23 protein-coding genes are annotated in these 18,259 nt (G+C 63.9%); 12 read left to right on the plus strand and 11 right to left on the minus strand.

From position 1 onward, the window contains the following. Positions 1–93 precede the first annotated feature (93 nt). Positions 94–1,257, minus strand: a complete 1,164-nt coding sequence (locus tag SO156_RS03240) for an MFS transporter (protein WP_498533795.1) — start codon at positions 1,255–1,257, stop codon at positions 94–96. Positions 1,258–1,403: 146 nt separating this feature from the next. Between SO156_RS03240 and SO156_RS03245 the strand changes: the two genes are divergently transcribed. Continuing rightward, complete coding sequence (locus SO156_RS03245) at positions 1,404–1,757, plus strand: MmcQ/YjbR family DNA-binding protein (RefSeq protein ID WP_498533796.1); 354 nt, start codon at positions 1,404–1,406, stop codon at positions 1,755–1,757. A gap of 149 nt (positions 1,758–1,906) precedes the next feature. On the opposite strand, the gene SO156_RS03250 is transcribed toward SO156_RS03245, so the two are convergent. Together SO156_RS03250 and SO156_RS03255 are read right to left on the minus strand one after the other, a co-directional pair. Then, complete coding sequence (locus tag SO156_RS03250; RefSeq protein WP_458145080.1) at positions 1,907–2,554, minus strand: O-methyltransferase; 648 nt, start codon at positions 2,552–2,554, stop codon at positions 1,907–1,909. Between the two features lie 12 nt (positions 2,555–2,566). After that, positions 2,567–3,202: a PadR family transcriptional regulator gene (locus SO156_RS03255; RefSeq protein WP_458145079.1), complete on the minus strand. Its 636-nt coding sequence runs from the start codon at positions 3,200–3,202 to the stop codon at positions 2,567–2,569. A 203-nt stretch (positions 3,203–3,405) separates the two neighbouring features. Here SO156_RS03255 and SO156_RS03260 point away from each other — a divergent pair, with 203 nt between their 5' ends. Beyond that, positions 3,406–4,089 (plus strand): VOC family protein, encoded by a 684-nt coding sequence (locus SO156_RS03260; RefSeq protein WP_498533797.1) that lies wholly within the window; start codon positions 3,406–3,408, stop codon positions 4,087–4,089. Between the two features lie 26 nt (positions 4,090–4,115). On the opposite strand, the gene SO156_RS03265 is transcribed toward SO156_RS03260, so the two are convergent. Next, positions 4,116–4,574 (minus strand): MarR family winged helix-turn-helix transcriptional regulator, encoded by a 459-nt coding sequence (locus SO156_RS03265; protein WP_458145077.1) that lies wholly within the window; start codon positions 4,572–4,574, stop codon positions 4,116–4,118. Positions 4,575–4,721: 147 nt separating this feature from the next. On the opposite strand from SO156_RS03265, the gene SO156_RS03270 reads away from it, so the two are divergent. The 4 genes from SO156_RS03270 (at position 4,722) to SO156_RS03285 (ending at position 6,829) form a co-directional block, all read left to right on the plus strand. Then, the gene (locus tag SO156_RS03270; protein WP_458145076.1) at positions 4,722–5,123 is read left to right on the plus strand and encodes an Ohr family peroxiredoxin; all 402 of its coding nucleotides are present in this window, start codon (positions 4,722–4,724) and stop codon (positions 5,121–5,123) included. 81 nt (positions 5,124–5,204) lie between these two features. Continuing rightward, positions 5,205–5,462: a cupin domain-containing protein gene (locus tag SO156_RS03275; RefSeq protein ID WP_498533798.1), complete on the plus strand. Its 258-nt coding sequence runs from the start codon at positions 5,205–5,207 to the stop codon at positions 5,460–5,462. Positions 5,463–5,512: 50 nt separating this feature from the next. Then, positions 5,513–6,385, plus strand: coding sequence for a bifunctional helix-turn-helix transcriptional regulator/GNAT family N-acetyltransferase (locus SO156_RS03280; RefSeq protein WP_498533799.1), 873 nt, complete (start codon positions 5,513–5,515; stop codon positions 6,383–6,385). 57 nt (positions 6,386–6,442) lie between these two features. Continuing rightward, positions 6,443–6,829 carry an ester cyclase gene (locus SO156_RS03285; RefSeq protein ID WP_498533800.1) on the plus strand — a complete coding sequence of 129 codons (387 nt, stop codon included), beginning with the start codon at positions 6,443–6,445 and terminating at the stop codon, positions 6,827–6,829. Positions 6,830–6,851: 22 nt separating this feature from the next. On the opposite strand, the gene SO156_RS03290 is transcribed toward SO156_RS03285, so the two are convergent. Continuing rightward, the gene (locus SO156_RS03290; protein WP_498533801.1) at positions 6,852–8,072 is read right to left on the minus strand and encodes an MFS transporter; all 1,221 of its coding nucleotides are present in this window, start codon (positions 8,070–8,072) and stop codon (positions 6,852–6,854) included. Between the two features lie 179 nt (positions 8,073–8,251). Between SO156_RS03290 and SO156_RS03295 the strand changes: the two genes are divergently transcribed. The 3 genes from SO156_RS03295 to SO156_RS03305 all read left to right on the plus strand — a co-directional run bounded on the left by SO156_RS03295 (position 8,252) and on the right by SO156_RS03305 (position 10,279). Beyond that, entirely contained in the window at positions 8,252–8,593 is a 342-nt protein-coding gene (locus tag SO156_RS03295) for a hypothetical protein (RefSeq protein ID WP_498533802.1), read from the plus strand. Positions 8,594–8,756: 163 nt separating this feature from the next. After that, entirely contained in the window at positions 8,757–9,644 is an 888-nt protein-coding gene (locus tag SO156_RS03300) for an alpha/beta fold hydrolase (protein ID WP_498533803.1), read from the plus strand. Positions 9,645–9,874: 230 nt separating this feature from the next. Next, the gene (locus SO156_RS03305) at positions 9,875–10,279 is read left to right on the plus strand and encodes an MAPEG family protein (RefSeq protein WP_498533804.1); all 405 of its coding nucleotides are present in this window, start codon (positions 9,875–9,877) and stop codon (positions 10,277–10,279) included. 34 nt (positions 10,280–10,313) lie between these two features. Here SO156_RS03305 and SO156_RS03310 read toward each other — a convergent pair whose 3' ends face one another. Continuing rightward, a complete protein-coding gene (locus tag SO156_RS03310; protein ID WP_498533805.1) occupies positions 10,314–10,826 on the minus strand; it encodes a DUF8737 domain-containing protein in 513 nt (170 codons plus the stop codon). Positions 10,827–10,837: 11 nt separating this feature from the next. Then, positions 10,838–11,668, minus strand: a complete 831-nt coding sequence (locus tag SO156_RS03315) for a class I SAM-dependent methyltransferase (protein ID WP_498533806.1) — start codon at positions 11,666–11,668, stop codon at positions 10,838–10,840. An 87-nt stretch (positions 11,669–11,755) separates the two neighbouring features. Between SO156_RS03315 and SO156_RS03320 the strand changes: the two genes are divergently transcribed. Continuing rightward, entirely contained in the window at positions 11,756–12,730 is a 975-nt protein-coding gene (locus SO156_RS03320) for a LysR family transcriptional regulator (RefSeq protein ID WP_498533807.1), read from the plus strand. A gap of 9 nt (positions 12,731–12,739) precedes the next feature. On the opposite strand, the gene SO156_RS03325 is transcribed toward SO156_RS03320, so the two are convergent. From SO156_RS03325 to SO156_RS03340, 4 genes are all read right to left on the minus strand, one after another. Further along, a complete protein-coding gene (locus SO156_RS03325) occupies positions 12,740–13,495 on the minus strand; it encodes an SDR family oxidoreductase (RefSeq protein WP_498533808.1) in 756 nt (251 codons plus the stop codon). Positions 13,496–13,828: 333 nt separating this feature from the next. Beyond that, positions 13,829–14,599 (minus strand): SDR family oxidoreductase, encoded by a 771-nt coding sequence (locus tag SO156_RS03330; RefSeq protein ID WP_498533809.1) that lies wholly within the window; start codon positions 14,597–14,599, stop codon positions 13,829–13,831. A 112-nt stretch (positions 14,600–14,711) separates the two neighbouring features. Beyond that, positions 14,712–15,566, minus strand: coding sequence for an alpha/beta fold hydrolase (locus tag SO156_RS03335; RefSeq protein WP_458145063.1), 855 nt, complete (start codon positions 15,564–15,566; stop codon positions 14,712–14,714). A gap of 107 nt (positions 15,567–15,673) precedes the next feature. Next, the gene (locus SO156_RS03340) at positions 15,674–16,375 is read right to left on the minus strand and encodes an alpha/beta fold hydrolase (RefSeq protein ID WP_498533810.1); all 702 of its coding nucleotides are present in this window, start codon (positions 16,373–16,375) and stop codon (positions 15,674–15,676) included. Positions 16,376–16,539: 164 nt separating this feature from the next. Between SO156_RS03340 and SO156_RS03345 the strand changes: the two genes are divergently transcribed. Both SO156_RS03345 and glnH read left to right on the plus strand, forming a co-directional pair. After that, positions 16,540–17,160 carry a CGNR zinc finger domain-containing protein gene (locus tag SO156_RS03345; protein WP_498533811.1) on the plus strand — a complete coding sequence of 207 codons (621 nt, stop codon included), beginning with the start codon at positions 16,540–16,542 and terminating at the stop codon, positions 17,158–17,160. A gap of 226 nt (positions 17,161–17,386) precedes the next feature. Beyond that, positions 17,387–18,139: a glutamine ABC transporter substrate-binding protein GlnH gene (glnH, locus tag SO156_RS03350; RefSeq protein ID WP_498533812.1), complete on the plus strand. Its 753-nt coding sequence runs from the start codon at positions 17,387–17,389 to the stop codon at positions 18,137–18,139. Positions 18,140–18,259 lie beyond the last annotated feature (120 nt).

Raw genomic sequence — 18,259 nt, forward strand, 5'->3', positions numbered from 1 at the left:
CCCTCAACAATGCCTCCGGCATTTCGCCGGAAAACTTGAGTGGCATGGTAGCCGTCCGTGATGACAACTCAACTCACAATGCAGGGCGCCGCGTTACGTACCGCGTCCGCTGGAGCGGTCGCCTGACGTCACAATGCCTGCGGATAATGTGACGAGGCATAGAAGTGCACCGAGCATCGCAAAAGCGACCGGCAGACTCGCGACCCGCGCCACGAAGCCCACACCGGCAGGCCCGACCAGAACGCCCGCGTAACCCGCGGTGGTGATCGCAGCGACGGCAAGTCCCGTGGGCATGGCCTGTTGCGAGCCCGCACGGCGAAACAGCACCGGTACGAGGTTCGAGGCGCCGAGGCCGATGAGGACGAACCCGGCCATGGCGACGAAGTCGAGCGGAGCGACCAGCAGCACGACGAAGCCGGCAATCGCCAACAGGCTTCCGACGATCAACGTGGCGCGATCGCCGACCCGCGCCACCACGGCGTCGCCGCCGAGCCGGCCCGCAGTCATCGCGATCGAGAACAGCATGTAGCCGAGCCCGCCTTGCGTCTCCGGCACGAGGCCCGCGCCGACGATGAGCAGCGCGCCCCAGTCCAGCATGGCGCCCTCGACGAGGAAGGTGACGGCGGCCAGCGCAGCAAGCAGCAGAACGATGCCGTGCGGCAGGACGAACAGAGGTCCGTCCTGCGCCTGTGCGCTGCGCAGCAACAGCGGCGAGGCCACGATCATCGCCGCCAGCATCAGGACCGACGCGATCAGCGTGCTCGCAAGCGGGCCGAGATTGATCGACAGCAGCAACGTCATCAGGCTCGATCCGGCAAATCCGCCAATGCTGAACAACGCATGGAAGCCCGACATCAGCGGACGCGTCGCAGCGCGCTCCACCTCGACCGCGTGAATATTCATGGCGACGTCGATCGAGCCGAGTGCGGCGCCAAAGCCGAACAGGACCAGGCCCAGTGCGGCCGGCGTACTCGCGACGACGAGCCACGGCAGGATCACTGCGAGGCCGAAGCCGCCGGTGAGAATGATCGGCTTGCTGCCGTAGCGTGCGCTCAAGGCACCCGTCAGCAGCATCGCGGCAACCGAGCCGATGCCGAGGCAGAGCAGCAGCAGGCCGAGGATGCCGTCGTCGACCGCCAGCCGTTGCTTGGCAAATGGCACCAGCGGCGCCCAGCAGGCGATGCCGAAGCCTGCGACGAGGAAGGACAGCCGTGTGGCGAGCCGGGTGGCCGGCCGGTCGGCTGACAGCGTGTGCATGGGAACTCCGCGAGGGCTGAGGATTCGAAGAGCTGCTGGTAATGCGCGCCTCGGGCAAAACTGTGAAGCTGCATGGAAGTTTTGGCTTGTCGGCTTCGCGCACTCGGCCAATGATCTTGCCGCACTCCTTTCGCTTTTGACCTGATATGACTCCCAAACGCTTCGAAGCCCATTGCCTGCGACTACCTGCCGCAACAAAAGTGGTGCAGTGGGAAGGCGCCTCGGTGTTCAAGGTCGGCGGCAAGATGTTCGCGCTCGCGCGCGGCTTCGTCGAGCAGTCCGGTGGCTTCATGTTCAAGACATCGAACATGGCTTACGACCTACTGATCGAGCAGGGTCTTGCACGGCCTGCTCCGTATCTCGCGCGGGCCAAATGGGTGCAGCTCGTCGACAACGACGCCCTGCCCGACCCCGAACTCGCTGCCTATCTCGACCAGGCGCACGCGCTCATCGTTGCGAAGCTGACGCGCAAGACACGGAATGAGTTACGGCTGGGATGATGACCGTGCGATTCCATAGATTCGTCATCGCGAAGGACGGTAGGGTGGGTTCGTCGAAGGCGTAACCCACCTCTTCTCGTCAGTGCCGTTAGAAAAGTGATGGGTTACGCTTCGCTAATCCACCCTACAGAACGTCTCCGCCCGTGGCGTCACGCCACCTTCAGGCTGAGCTCCGTCCCGCCCTTGAGCGGCAGCGTCATCGAGACGAAGCCGTTGTTGGGATCGCGGACGAACTCGAGGAAATCGGGTTCGGCATTGTCGTTCATGACGTAGCCACCAATGCGAAGCTGCGGCGCGACGATCTCGATCACCTGCCGCGCGAGCGAAGGCCCCTCCTCGCCCGGCCAGCCGTCGATCAGGATGAAGTCGACGGGGCCGCCGAGATCGCGCAGCGTCTTGCGCGCGTCGCCTTCGCGGATCTCGGCGTAGGCGCCAAGGCCTGCGTCGTCGAGATTGCGTTGGGCGGTTGCGACCTTGGCCGGCACGATTTCCGAGCCGATCACTGTGCCTCCGCCATTGTCGCGCATGGCGGCCGCGAAATAGAGCGTCGACATGCCGACGGACGTTGCGAACTCGGCAACGCGCGTCGCGCGCATGCCCCGGCACAACAGGTAGATCAGCTCGCCCTGCTCGGGATGAATTGAAAACCCCTGCTCGGCATAGGCATGCGGATCGCGGCTACCGAAGCCGCCGCGCGGTCCGCCGCCCGGTGGACGGTGGCGAGCGGCCTGCATGCGGTCGATCACGGCGTTGACACGCGCATCCTGGATCGGGCTGTGCGGTTGATCTTGCGACATGATCGTATTCCCTCAGCTCCGCAGAATCTCGGCCGCCGCACGGTCGAGGATTTTGGCGATGCGCCTTGCCTCATCGGCATCGCAGCCGTGCTTGGCACGCAACGCGCGCTTGAGGCCATGGCGAGCGCGATGCAGCTCGTCGGAGGCATCGCCATCGAGATCGCTGACGCCGGCAAAGGCCTCGCGCACCTCGTCCATGCGACGTCCGATCCGCGACAGCGCCTGAAGGATCGCATCTGCGGTGGCGCGATGCTCGGCGAGATGAGCCTGGCCCTGCGCGGTGATGCTGTAGCGCTTGCGGCCGGCGTCCTGCTCGACGCTGGCGTGCCCAACCTCTTCGAGATAGGTCAGCGCCGGATAGATCACGCCGGGGCTCGGGCTGTAAAAACCATCCGAGCGCTCCTCAATCGTCTTGATCAGCTCATAGCCGTGTGCCGGCTGGTCGGCGAGCAACGCGAGGATGACGAGCTGGAGGTCCTGCGACGAAAGTCGCCGCGCACCTGGAAAGTCGGCGCCACCACCGCGGCCGAAGAAGCCATGCCCGCCGCGGCCGAAGCGATGCCGCCCACCATGCCGGCCCATGGCGAATGCGAAACGGAATTCCCGGTCGTCCCTGTCGTGCCGACCGTGATTCTTATCTCGAAACATATCTTACGTCTGCTATGAATATATCGTAAGATATGTTTTGAGATGAGAGGCGCAAGGCACGTCTTCGTGATCGGCCACAACCGCGGAAATCCAGGTTTGTGAGCGACAATGCGCCGCTCAGGTCGCTCCGCCGGATCGCTGAAGCCGTCACATTTGGCGCGCAAGATGCGTGGACCGCTTTACGGACATCACGGGAGGAGCCCATGGCCACCGCGGAGAACAGCAAGGCTGCCAGCACCCCGAAACTGCGCAGCGTCGATTTCAAGCTCGAGATGGTCGTCGTGCCGGTATCGGACGTCGATCGCGCCAAGGCGTTTTACGCAAAACTCGGCTGGCGGCTCGATGCCGACTTCGCCTCCGGCGACGACTGGCGCGTGATCCAGTTCACCCCGCCCGGCTCGAATGCCTCGGTCATCTTCGGCAGGAACGTCACGCCGGCCAAGCCCGGCTCCGCGCAGGGCCTGTACTTGATCGTCGCCGACATCGAGGCCGCCCGCGATGCGCTCGTTGCCCGCGGCATCGAGGTCGGCGAGGTCTTTCACGGCAGCGGCGAGACGCATAGCGGCCCCGACGAGCCCTACATCTCAGGCTCGCGCCGCGTCAGCGGCCCGGATCCTGCGCGCGGCAGCTACCGCTCCTTCGCCTCGTTCCGCGACCCCGACGGCAATGGCTGGTTGCTCCAGGAGATCACGACGCGCCTGCCCGGTCGCGTCGAAGCCGACACGACGTTCAATTCGACAACCGAGCTCGCAAGCGCGCTGCGGCGCGCGGCCACGGCTCATGGCGAGCACGAGAAGCGGACCGGCGGCAAGCACGATGACAACTGGCCAGACTGGTACGCTGACTACATCGTGAAAGAGCAGGCAGGCCAGCCGCTGCCGAATTGACCGAAACTGGCGCAGGAGTTTGCGGCTTAGTCGTCGCCCTGCGTCGCGCGCAGCAGATTGTCGCGCAGCCGGCTCACGGTCTTCTGTACGACCGGGAATTCGTCGCCGAGCCCGGAGGCTGTAACCAGGGACGCGCCGAGATCCTTGTCGAGCAGCTTTCTGCCCGAGGGCGTCAGGCTGACCCTCACCTGCCGCTCATCCGCGGGATCGCGATGGCGGCGAATGTAGCCCATCTGCTCCAGCTTCTTCAGGATCGGCGTCAGCGTGTTGGATTCCAGAAACAGCTTTTCACCGAGCACACTCACGGTCTGCTCGTCTTCTTCCGATAGCGCCACCATGGCGATGTACTGGGTGTAGGTCAGCCCGACCGCATCCAGGATGGGCTTGTAGGCGCGGCCGAAGGCGAGATTGGCCGAATAGACCGCAAAGCACAGGAAATTCGAGAGTTTTCGGCCATTTGGCGCGGGTTTTGGCAAGCGGGTCACAGGAACCTCCGGAAGTCGTGATGATCAAACCAATATAAATCGCATCCGATTAAATCGGAAGAGATTGACTTCGCGAACGGCCGGATTTATTTAGATCGCATTCGATTAAATCGGACGCGATACATGTCTCACCGAAAGGACTTCGCCATGACCACCCCCGCAAAGCTTCTCTTCACCGGCAAGACCCACGTCACCGCTGGCGCCGAAGGCGCTGCGCGCTCCACTGACGGCTTTCTCGACATCAAGCTGCCGCAGCCGCACCCGGCCGCCGAAAATCTCTTCGCCGCAGCCTGGTCGGCCTGCTACCTCGGCGCGCTCCAACTCGCAGCCCAGCAGCGCAAGGTGAAGCTGTCGGGCGAGCCCGCAGTCGATACCGAGATCGACCTCAACAATGCCGGCGGTTCGTTCTTCCTCCGCGCGCGCCTCAACGTCAGCGTCCCCGGCATCGACCGCGCGATCGCGCAGGAGCTGATCGAAGCCGCGCACGGCATCTGCCCCTACTCCAAGGCAGTCCACGGCAACATCGAGGTGACCACCACCCTCACCTGAAACCTGCACCTCTCCGATGCGGCCGAGCACAGGCTCGGCCCGCGCGGTGCGGTGGTTCGGACAAAGCACAATGAGTTGACCATGAGCCATCGTCGTTCGAGAACCACGCGCATGCTGGCGAGCGCCATCCTGCTCGCCGGAAATCTTCTTACGCTGCCGGCGGCGGCGCAGCCGCAAGGCGTCACGCGGACCGACCTGCGACGCCACGACCTCAGCGTCGGCGGCCATGAGGCGGTCCAGACGGTCCATGCGGCTAAGAACGTCGGCCGCGAGACCACGAGCAAGCTTGCGACCTATATCGTCGAAAAGGACAAGCCGCTGCTGACGCCGGTGAGGTGAGGGCGCTTGCCCGATTGACGCCCGGAAATTATCTGACTAAAGTCAGATATATGCTAGACCGCATCTCCCGTATCCGTCGCTTCAACCGCGCCGTCACGTCCGCTGTCGGCGCGCTTGATACCTCCTTCCTTGGCCGCGGCCGGCCCCTGGGCGCCGCGCGCGTGCTCAACGCGATCGGGCATGGGCGCGAGGACGTCGCGGAGATCCGCGACTATCTCGGCCTCGACTCCGGCCTGATGAGCCGCCTACTCCGCAGTCTCGAGGAGGAAGGGATGATCGAGACGAGCCCGCACGAGGACGACGCGCGGCGCCGCGTCGCCCGGCTGACGCGCGCGGGCCGGCGCGAGTACAATGCTTATGAGGCGTTGTCGAACGCGCAAGCCGAGGCCCTGCTCTCCAGCCATTCGCAAGCCGACGCACTGCTGGCGGCGATGGATATGATCGGTTCCGCACTTGGGCAGGGCCGCACCGAGTTGATGGAAATGAACCCGCGCGGCGACGAGGCGCGCTATTGCCTCGGCGAGTACTATGCCGAGCTCGGACGCCGCTTCAAACAGGGCTTCGACGTCAAGCTGTCGCGCGATCCCGATGCCAAGGACATGGTCCGACCGCGCGGCACGTTCATCGTCGCGATGTCCGACGGCTTGCCGCTCGGCTGCGTCGGGTTGAAGGGAACGGAGCACGGCTATGCGGAGATCAAGCGGCTGTGGGTCTCCCCGTCCGCGCGCGGTCTGGGGCTCGGCCGACGCCTGATGGAAGCCGCCGAGAGCGCTGCGCGCGAGCTCGGCATCACCGTGCTGCGGCTCGACACCAACAGCGCGCTGCCGGAAGCGGGCCAGCTCTACCGCAGGACCGGCTGGAGCGAGATCCCGCGCTTCAACGACGACCCCTACCCGGATTTGTTCTTCGAAAAGCACCTCTGAGCGGACCGCCGAATCCAGCTCCTTCTGCGTTATCGTTGAAGCCGCAGGAGCACCGCCATGACCCGCGTCGACCTCGCCGACGTCTACCGCAGCTACATCGCCTGCCTGAACCGGCAGGATTGGCCGGCGCTCGGACAGTTCGTTCACGACGACGTCTCCCACAATGCGAAGGCGCTCGGGCTCGCCGGCTACCGCGCGATGCTGGAGCAGGACTTTCGCGGGATTCCGGATCTGCATTTCAATATCGAACTGCTGATCTGCGATCCGCCCCGCATCGCCTGCCGACTGAAATTCGATTGCACGCCAGTGGGGACTTTTCTTGGGCTCGACGTCAACGGCAAGCGCGTATCCTTCTGCGAGAACGTCTTCTACGAATTCCAGAGCGACAAGATTTGGCAGGTCTGGTCGGTGATCGACAAGGCCGCGATCGAGGCGCAGCTTTAGGGCTGCGCCTCGGCCGGCCCAATCATGCGGCTACCGGCGCGGGCTCAGCCTCCCTCTTGGCAAATGGCCGGAACGTCATCGCCATCAAGAACGCGCCGAGGCCCATTGCCCAGGAGCCGATATAGAGCCAGGCGTAGCTCGAGAACGCGTCGTAGATCAGGCCGCCGGCGAGCGGGCCGGTCGCCATGCCGAGGCTGCCGGCCATCGCCGTGCCGCCGATCACCGTGCCCATCATGCGCAGCGGAAAGTTGTCGCGGGCAAGCGAGGCGTAGAGCGGCATGGTGCCGGCATAGATGAAACCGAACACTGCGGCGACCGCGTAGAATGTCGCGAGCTGGTGCGCGAAGACGTAAGCGAGCGCGCCGAAGGCTTGCGCAAGCAGGCCCGAGACCAGCACCCGCTTGGCGCCGAAGCGATCGCCCATGAGACCGAAGGCGATCCGGCCGCCCATGCCCGCAAACCCTTCGACGCTGTAGATCGTCACGGCCGAGATCAGCGGAATGCCGCAACTCACGGCATAGCTGACGGTGTGGATGATCGGGCCGGAGTGCGTCGCGCAGCAGAAGAAGTTGGTCGCAACCAGGATCAGGAATTGCGGCGAGCGCAGCGCCTCCGACAGCGACATCTCGGCCTGCGGCGCGCCCGCTTCGGACGTTGCAGCCTGCGGGTTCGCCAGCGCCGGCGGGCGGCGCACCAGCAGCGAGACCGGGATCATGATGGCGCCGACCACGAGCGCAACGAGCTGCATCGAGATGCGCCAATCATGACTGGAGACGAGCCAGGCAGCGAACGGTGCCATCGTCATCGGCGCCATGCCCATGCCGGCCGACACCAGCGAGACCGCAAGGCTGCGGTGGGTGTCGAACCAGCCGGTCACTGTCGCCATCATCGGCGCGAAAATCGCCGCGCAGGATGCGCCGACCAGGAGGCCAAAGATGAATTGGAACGCGATCAGTGAGGTCGCGTGGCTCGCGAGAAACAGGCTCAAGGTCAGCACCACCGATCCCGTCAGCACCACCGGCAGCGGGCCGAACCGGTCAGTCAGCGTGCCCCATGCCATGCTGGTGAAGGCCATCGCGAGAAAGCCGATCGTCATCGCGCTGGAGATGCCCGTCACGGACCACCCGGTGTCCTTTGCGATCGGCTGCAGGAATACCGGCAACGAAAACATGCCGCCGATCGCCACACAGCCAAGCAGGCCGCCGGCGGCGACGATCACCCAGCGATAGTGAGAATTGTTCATTCCAGGTCTCCCGAAAGGGTTTCTCTGGGTGGAAGACGAATGGGAACAGCGGAAGTCGACAGGCCTCGCCCGCTTGTCGGAAAAATATCAGGATTGGCGGGATAAGCCGCGTGGGCGCTGTTGGCGTGCGCGTTCCAATCGTGCTTCCTTGCCCACGCTTTCCCAAGGAGCCGGTAAGAGTGGGCGCAGATTGGTATTTTCTCTGGGCGTTGCTGGGGCCGCCGCTCGGCTTCCTGCTCGTGATCGGCGCCATTCCGTTCCTGATCTACAGTCTTTTCGCCAGCAATGCGCCGCGGAGCCTCACCGCCAGTCGGATCACACTGATCCTCGCCCTCTCCTCGGCGCTCGTCTCGGGCCCGCTCTGGGTCACGCTGATCTCCGGCCAGCTCCGGGACGGATCAGCCGTCGACTACCACGACCGCGATTTTGTGGTCTTTGAGGCCATTGCCACGTCCGAAGCGCTCGTGCTCCTGGCATCCGTGCTGAACGTCGTACGACGGCGAGCACGTCGCATCTCGTGATGACGCGCTCGATGAGCGGCAAGACGAACTTGAGATGGAACAGGTAGAGCAACCTCGCCTTGGGCACCCTGGGACGATCGGGTTTCGCCGAGTCGGGCTCCTATAGTATTGTTGGAGATCATACGTCGATCGCTACCAGCCGGCCAGAGCGGGGAATGGCGACATGTCGAAGCAAGCCCAGGTGCAGGAGCCCAAGGTCGAGATCGGATCTGTCGTGATCGATCCCGACATCACGCTGCGGCGCATGGTCGTCCGCAGCCCGAATCCCAACGGGACCGTGCTTCTGCTGCATGGATTTCCTGAAACGGTTCTTGCGTGGAAAGACATCTCGCAAGCCCTCGCCGACAACCATGACGTCCACAGCTTCGACTGGCCCGGCTTCGGGCTTTCGTCGCGACCGACTGTCGACCGCTTCTCCTACGCTCCCAGAGATTATGCGCGGGTGCTGAAGGACTATCTCGAAACGGCAGGTATCGATCGCTCGAATCTCACGATCTACGCGACCGACATCAGTGCCCTGCCGGTGCTGCTCCTGGCGCTCGATGAGCCCGACGTTGCCGGGTCACTCATCGTGGGCGACTTCGCGCCCTTCAACCGGCCCGCCCTGATGTGGGAGAACTTGCAGGGGCTGAAGTCGAAGCCCGCCTCGGACCACGTCCGCGCCGCGATGAACGCGGGTCGCGACGAAATCCTCGAAAACACCTTCCGGCGCGGCCTGCCGAAGGACGCGCATGTCGAGATTTCACAGAATTTCAGAGATGACATGGCACGCGCATGGAGCCACGGCGGGATGACATGTGTGGACGCCTTCTACCACTATTATTCCTTCTTCACCCGCGATCAGGAGTTCTTCGAGGCCAATCTGGCGCGGCTCAAAACGCCAGTGAAGGTCGTGTGGGGCGCAGACGACCTCTATATCAAGAAGGAAATGGGCATCGAACTCGCCGAGCGCATCCATGCCGAGCTCACGCTTCTTCCCGGCATCGGTCACTACCCTCACCTTCAGGCGCCCGGCCGGACGATCGAGGAAATCCGCACCGCGTTGCGCTGAGCACCTGCAGACGTGACAGTACAAATACAGCATCTCCCAGAGCGCCGCGCGGCGCAGCGACCGCATGTCCAAGCGTGCAAGAGGGCCCTTAAGGGCAACACTCAGGCCTATCGTCCGCGCCTGTCGGAGCCATTCGTCGAGACCGATGCGCCCGAGGCGTGCTTCGCCCAGCGACGCTTTATTCGACGCGCTGCTGAAATCCGGCCGCCTGCTTGGAGGAGAACAAAAGGATGGGAATGAGCTTCGAGCTAATGGTGCTGACGGCGGCGAGTGTTTGGGGTTTCCTCCAGCTTGTTGCTGCCGCGCAAGCCGCAAACGCGCAGTATGGGCTCGCATGGGCCGCAAGCCCGCGCGACCTTGAGATGCCGCCGCTCAAACCCATCCCCGGGCGGATCGACCGCAATTTCCGCAACTACATGGAGACATTTCCTTTCTTTGCAGCGGCAGTTCTGACCGCTCAGGCGACTGGCGTTCACAACGAGCTCACCCATTGGGGATCGCTTGCCTATCTCGGCGGGCGTATCGCTTACACTGCGCTCTACATCTGCGGGATACCGCTGATCCGCTCGCTGTTCTGGAACATTGCCGCTTTTGGCATGCTTGCGGTTCTAGCCGCGCCCTTCGTGTCGCACTGAAGCGCGCGGCGATGAAGAATGCCTTCGATTTCGTCTATCCGGCCGCCACGGCGGACACTAGCCGGCCCCGACGATACGCCAGCAGATAGAACGCGGCCACGTGCGTGATCATGAGCAGCGGCACATAGATGATCGGGATCGCGTAGACGGCACCCAGCTCCCCCGCTAGCGGCGCAAGGCCGAGCTGGTTGCCATGATAGTAGTCGACGAGGATGTCGACCGCCCCCACGAGATTAAAGGCAACGACGAACAGCCAGAAGAGTGTGGGCACCCGCACTGTCAGAAGCGCCAGCATCGCCAGAAGTCCGGTCGTGAAGTCGAAATAGGCGGCGAAGCTGGCGAATCCGGCGGGCAGATTCGGCCCGACCACGCCGGGGATCAGGAAGACCAGCCCGAAGAAGCGGAAGCTGTGCAGAGTGGCGATGACGCGCTGCGCCTCGACCGGCTCCATCGATTTGAGCCAGGGCCAGCCATACGCAAAGAAGCAGAGCAGCCACGGGACGTAGCCGAGAACGAGATGAATCTGGAAGATGGTTGCGGTCGACATCTGGTGTCTCCTCAGACGGCTGTGGGTACGGCTTCGAACACCGCGGTCAGAATGCCGAGCCGGCCTTCCAGGAGATTTCGTCCGAGATTGGCGGAGAGCTGGGCAAAGTCCGGCCCCATCACCACGCCGAGATTAGGCGACGGCGGCGGTCCGGACGCGCGAAGCTGGGTGACCCAGGCCTTGGCGGCCTCGCTGTCGTCCTGAAAGACCAGCGTGCGAAAGCCGGCTGCCTCGACCGCCTCGCGCGTAGCTGCGGCCGACAGCAGAAAGCTCGTCGCCGGCGTTCGCGCCCACGGCACCGGATAGAGCGGCTCGCCGGCGGCCAAGACGACGTCGTAAGTCGCAAACCTGCCGCCCGCCTTCAGCACGCGCCGGATCTCACGATAGAGCTGCGCCCGGTCCGGAATGTTCATGGCGACATGCTGGAGCCACGCCACGTCGAAGCGGCCGTTGTCGAACGGCACCGCGAACGCGCTGGCCGTCTCGAACGACACGCGCTCGCTTTGTTCGGTGCGTCCGGTCAGATAGCGCGCTGCATCAACGAACGGCTGGCTGAGATCGACGCCGGTCACCCGGCAGCCATAAGTCGACGCGAGAAAGCGCGCCGGCCCGCCGACACCCGCGCCGACATCGAGAACCGACATCTCGGCCGTAATTCCAGCGAGCCTGGCGAGCTCGGCGGTGGCCGCGAGGCCGCGGGTGTGGAACTGGTCGAGGGCTCCCAGTTGCTGCGGCGCGAGCCGCTGATCCTCCGGCCCAAGGACGGTGAGCGCCGTCTTCAGCCGCTCGGTCAGGCCGTTCGCCGCATAGTGGTCGCGCACGCCATCAAGGACATCGGTCATTTGCAGGACTCCATAAAGGCTTCAAGTCTCGCCGCATACGTAGGACCGCTTCCAGCCAGCGACTATCCGCGATAATCTCGACAGGCTATGAAGCAGAACTTCACAGTCAGGCAGAGCGCGCTCGACGGCGTGGAGGCCTTCCTCGTCGTTGCCCGGCACCGCAATTTTCATCGTGCGGCCGCCGAACTCGGGGTGACCCCGTCGGCGGTCAGTCAGGCCGTGCGCACACTCGAGGCGCGCATTGGTGCCGCGCTGTTCGCGCGCACGACGCGCAGCGTCGGACTGACCGAAGCCGGCGAACGATTCCTGTCACGCGCCAAACCTGCCTTCGAGGAGCTCGTCGCCGCCAGCGAGGCTGCGCGCGACCTCGGGCAGCGACCGGCCGGGTTGCTGCGCCTCGCCGTTCCCCGCTCGGTCGTGCCGCTGATCCTCGATCCGGTGATCGCGGCCTTCTGCCAGGCCTATCCCGAGATCGAGGTGGAGATCGCGGCAAGCGAGGAGATGGTCGATCTTGCCGCAGGCGGCTTCGATGCCGGTATCCGTCTCGGCCAGCTCATCGCGCCGGATATGATCGCCGTGAGGCTGACGCAGCCGTTCCCGTTCATGGTCGTCGGCAGCCCCGACTATCTTAGCGGGCGCAAGCGGCCGCAGCGCATCGACGATCTTCGCGAGCACGCTTGCCTCCGCCTGCGCCGCGCGAACGGATCGATCGCGCCCTGGCCTTTCGTGGACGGCAACAAATCAATCGAGGCAATCGTCTCGGGGCCACTCATCGCGCACGACTATGTCTCGCTGCTGGGTGCGGCAATCCAGGGTGTCGGCCTTGCGCAGGTGCCCGCCCCCCTCGCCCGAGCCCCAATTGCCGACGGCCGGTTGCAAGCGCTGCTCGCGCCCTTTGCCGTCACGGGACCTGGAGTCTTTCTGTACTATCCGGGGAAACGCCAGGTCCTGCCAAAATTGCGCGCGTTCATCGAGCACGTCAAATTCCGCGGCGCCGATGCGCCGCGAGGCGCGAAGAACGCCGAGACTTCACGCACGCCCAAGCGTGCAAGAGGCCCTTGAGGGCAACGCTCAGGCCTTCGTGCGCGCCTGCCGGAGCCATTCGTCGAGACCAATGCGGCCGAGGCGCGCTTCGCCCAGCGGCACCAGCGAATGCTGCTCGACCTTGCCGCCAAAATATCGTGCCTCTGGATCGCGCACGACCGCACGCGGGTCATCGGTCGCCTTCAGATAGCGGGCAACGATTTCGTCGAACGGTGCGCGATCCGGGCCGGCGATCTCGACTATGCCGTTTCGCGGCGGTTCGAGCGCCACGCCGGCAACGGACCTCGCGACATCGTCGGCCGCAATCGGCTGAAACAGGCCGGGTGAAACCCTGAGCGTATTTCCTTGCGCACTCGATGCGGCGATGGCGCCGAGAAATTCCATGAACTGGGTCGCGCGAACGATGGTGTAGGGGATGCCGGAGGCCACGATCAGCTTTTCCTGGGCGACCTTCGCGCGGAAATAGCCGTTCTCTTGTGTCCGGTCGGTTCCGACGATGGACAGAGCGACATGGTGCCGGACGTCGGCTGCGGCCTCCGCCGCGAGCACATTGCGGCCGGCAACCTCAAAGAACTCCAGCACGGCCTTGTCCTCGAACGAGGGCGAATTGGCGAGATCGACCACGACCCGTGCGCCGGTCATGGCGTCCTTGACCCCTTCGCCGGTGATGACGTTGACGCCGCTCTTGAGCGAGGCGGCGACGACGTCGTGGCCACCCTGGCGCAGAAGGGCGACCACTTTCGAGCCGATCAGGCCGGTGCCGCCGATGACGACGATCTTCATGGAGGTCCCTCCATCGTGACGATTTGGTGCAATTGAGGATCCGGGCCTCAATGCGGTGCATCTTGCAGCACGCACCAGACCGTTTGATGTCGCATTTTGCCGCGCACCCTCAGATGTGATCGCGGGTCTCGGGACGAGGTTCCAAAAAGCTCGAAAACAACCCCATGCAAAGTAGCCCGGCTGCCGGTGCGTCGCCTGACGATGTCGGGAAGCGATTTGACACGTCGGGCAAATCACCGGCACGATGGCATCATCCAGCCAACTCGATCTCATCGCGCTCTGTCAGGGGTCAGCACCACTGACAAGTATTTTGTTCGACGAGTAGCCTTTGCGTCAGATCGACTTCACCTCACCGCCGTCCATGCGAAGCGTCGAGCCGGTCATCCAGCGCGCGCCCGGCGAAACCAGGAACGCCATCAACTCGGCAATTTCCTCCGGCTCGCCATAGCGGGCGATGCCGGCTTCCTTCGGGAAGTTGGCGGTTGCCTCCTCCACGGTCATGTCGTGCAGCGGGGCCCAGTGCTGGAGATAGGAGCGGCGGCGGCCCGTCATGACCGGTCCGGGCAGGACGCTGTTGACTTGCACGCCATCGGCGATGCCGCGATCCGAAAACGCCTTTGCCAGCGCAACGATGGCGGCATTGATGGTGCCGACCGCCGCATAAGGCGCCTTCGGAAACAGGGCCGAGTTGCCCGACATCAGCACCACCGAGCCCTTTGCCTCCTTGAGCGCCGACCACGCCGCAATCGTCAGCCGTCGCGCACCGTGCAGCTTCAAGGCGAGGCCAGCCTCCCATTGCTCGTCCGTCATCTCGAACAGGTCGATCTGCGGCACGGCGCCGGCGATGTTGAGCAGCACGTCGAGGCGGCCAAACGCCTCGAGTGTCTTGTCCACCACCATCTGCGCCGCCGACGGCTGGCTCAGATCGGCATCGACGACCAGCGCCTCCGCGCCGACCGCCCTCACCGCTTCGGCGGTCTGCTGCAGACTGGTACGGCTGCGCGCCACCAGGGTTAGCGCGGAGAAGTCACGCGCGAGCCGGATTGCCGTAGCCTTGCCAATGCCCTGACTGGCGCCGGTGATGAGAGCGACTGATTTCGACATCTGTATCCTCCATCGAACATTTCAGTGTGAGTCGCGGACCACGACCATTTTTCCGCGCGCCTCATCGGCCTCCATGACGCTTGGCACTTGCGAGGCAGGCGCGGTTGCGAAGTCAGCGGGCAAGGAAGTCGCGGATGGCGGCTGCGATCTCGGCGGCGTGGGTCTCCAGCGCGAAATGGCCGGTGTCGAGGAAACGCACCGTTGCATTCGGTATGTCGCGCTTGAATGCCTCCGCCCCTGCCGGCAGGAAGAACGGATCGTTCTTGCCCCACACCGCCAGGAACGGCGGCTTATGGGTGCGAAAATAATTCTGGAAGGCCGGGTACAGCGCAACGTTGCTCTTGTAGTCGCCGAACAGATCGAGCTGCACCTCGTCGGCGCCGGGCCGCGAGAGATAGTAGTTGTCGAGCGAATAGCCGTCCGGCGAAATCCTGGTCACGTCGGGAACGCCATGCGTGTATTGCCAGATCGTCGTCTCCGGCTTGAGGAAGGCGCGCAACGCCTGCCGGTTTTGCTCCGACGCATCCTGCCAATAGGCGCGGATCGGATTCCAGCCGTCGCTCAAGCCTTCCTCGTAGGCGTTGCCGTTCTGCGAGATGATCGCCGTGATGCGCTCGGGGTGTTTTGCAGCGATCCGAAAGCCCGTGGGCGCACCGTAGTCGAAGACATAGATCGCAAAGCGCTTTAGGCCGATCACCTCGGTGAAGCGATCGATGACCTCGGCAATATGATCGAAGGTGGTGGCGAACATGCCGCGCGCCGACGTGTCCGACTGCCCGAAGCCGGGCAGATCGGGGGCCACGATGTGAAAGCGATCGGCGAGCAGCGGGATGAGATCGCGGAACATGTGGCCCGCGCTCGGGAAGCCGTGCAGCAGCAGCAGCGTCGGCGCATCCGCACGCCCGGCTTCACGATAGAAGATCTTCCAGCCGTCGACGTCGGCAGTGCGATAGGTGATGGTAGACATTGCGGTGCTCCTGTTTGGTAACCTGTATTTTACCACATTAAAGGTTACGTTCGCTCGCCGCCTGGCGCTAACCATTCTTCGTGCCTGGCGGGGCGACGTTTCTGATCTCAGCGCGCAAGTGCGGCCGCATCGCGCACGGCTTCGCGAATGATGTCCACCGCGAGCCCGGGCGCGGTGACGATGGGAGTGTGATCGACCTGATGCGCTCGCACGCGCGCCTTCATGCGCGCCGCCATGAAACGCTGGGTCTCCGCAGCGATCATCCGGTCCTGCTCCGCAACCAGGAACCACGAGGGGCGATCCTTCCACAGCGGCCGATCGACCGCGACGGTGATGCAGGCTGGCGAGATCGGTCGCTGAACCGCGGTCAGGAGCGTCAACTCCTCGGCTGACGCCCGCTGGGCGAAAGCGGCGGCAAAGGCTTCATCGGGCAAATAGATCAGGCCGTGATGGTCCGGCGCTAGCTTAGGTGCCTGCGGGTGCGGTTCCGCGCGATAGAACATTTCGGCGACCGTTTCGCCCTCGTCCGGCGCAAGCGCTGCGACATAGACCAGCGCCCTCACCCTCTCATTCCGCGTCGCCCCGATCACGGCCCCCGCATAGGCATGGCCTGCGAGAACCACCGGCCCCGTTACACGCTCGAGGATCCGATCAAGCGCCGCCACATCATCGCGGAACGATGTGAGCGGCAGCGGCGCCGCGACGGCCCTGGTGCCCTCGGCCGCCAATAGCTGGATGACCTTGGCCCAAGTCGATCCGTCAGCCCAGGCGCCATGGACCAGCACAACCGTCACTTCGTTCGCCAACATCGCCGCTCTCCTCCGGGGGTTCGGGTCAGTAACCCATTTATTAGCTTTAAACTGGTTACTATCGACGAACGTAACTTGTCAATCTGCATTAGGGCGGTTATCTATGGAACAACGTTCACGGTTGGGTGATGGAATTGGGCCAGCGCCCGGAACAGGAGCCTTCGATGAACCAACATCCTCCCGCGATCTTCGTCGGCGATGCGCCCGGACTGGATTTCCTGAATTCAATCGCCACCCCAGTCGATACGCCCCTCGACTGGCTCGATGATGGCGAGGGCCTGCTGAACTGGCTCGAGCAGGCGCAGCTCGTGCCTGCAGACGCACTTGGGAGCATTCGCTCCCAGGCGCTGCCCGGCGAGCTGGACAAGGTCGCAGATCAGGCAAGGAGCCTGCGCGAGTGGTTCCGAGGCTTTGTGCGCAAGCACAAGGGCCGTCCCCTGACGACAAGGACTCTCGCCGAACTCGAGCCGCTCAATCGCCTGCTGCAGCGGGATGATTGCTTCGACCGCATCGTGGCTGCGCCGAAGGGCGCACCGTCGCCTCTCCAGCGGCAGTCGATCCGCCGATGGCGCACGCCCGAAGCCCTTCTCGCTCCCATCGGAGACGCACTGGCACAATTTGTCTGCGTGGAAGATTTTTCAAACGTGAAGGCCTGCGAAGGACCGGCCTGCACGCTGCTCTTCGCTGACCACACGCGCGGTCATCGGCGACGCTGGTGCAGCATGGCCATCTGCGGCAATCGCGCCAAACAGGCCGCGCACCGTCAGCGGATCAGGGCGCAGTAGGCCGCACTAAGTGTCCTCGATGCCGCGTGTCTCGATCACTCGCACGCAACCGTCCCGGACGCCGACCGGGTTCCATCCAAGGTATTCAGCCCCGCCCCGGGCATCACCCGCCACTAGATTGTGCAAATATTCAATGCATTGCACAAAAAGATGCACTTTAAATTTTCCTATTTTGTGCGACGATGTGGGGGCTTCCGTGGCAATCCCAACAAAAGGGGACCCCCAAATGAAGTTCGCGCTCGCCAGCCTGACCGCCGCCGCGGCCTTCGCGGCAACCCTGGCCCTCGGCCAGCCTGCTCGTGCCGGCGACCTGATCGTCGCAACAGACACGGCCTTCGTTCCGTTCGAGTTCAAGGAGGGCGACAAGTATGTCGGCTTCGACATCGACCTTTGGGCCGCCATCGCCAAGGATATCGGCGTGACCTACACACTGCAGCCGATGGACTTCAACGGCATCATCCCGGCGCTCCAGACCAAGCAGGTCGACGTCGGGCTGGCCGGCATCACCATCAAGGATGAGCGCAAGAAGGTCATCGATTTTTCGGACGGCTATTACGACAGCGGATTCCTGCTGATGGTGCCGGTCAACAGCACGATCAAGGGTCCGGAAGACCTTCCCGGCAAGACGCTCGCCGTGAAGACCGGCACGTCGGCGACCGACTACGCCAAGGAGCACTTCAAGGGGACGGAGCTCCGCCTCTTCCCCAACAGCGACAACGCTTATCTCGAAGTCGCGACCGGACGCGCGGACGCCGCGATGCACGACACCCCCAACGTCCTCTACTACATCAAGACCAACGGTCAGGGGAAAGTGAAGACCGTCGGTCCGCAGATGATGGCCCAGCAATATGGCATGGCCTTCCCGAAGGGCAGCGAGCTCATCGCCAAGGTCAACGCCTCGCTGGTCAAGCTGAAGGGCGACGGCACCTACACCGCCATCTACAAGAAGTGGTTCGGCGCCGAGCCGCCGAAGAGCTGATCCACGTTCCGTGGCGCGCGCCGGCCTAAAGCGCGATGAGATCAGGATAAATCGCCATCGCGCTTTAGGTTGTTGTTTGAGCATGATCTTTTCGGAAAACCGCTTCGCACTTTTCCGGAT

Source organism: Bradyrhizobium sp. UFLA05-125 (assembly GCF_059803515.1).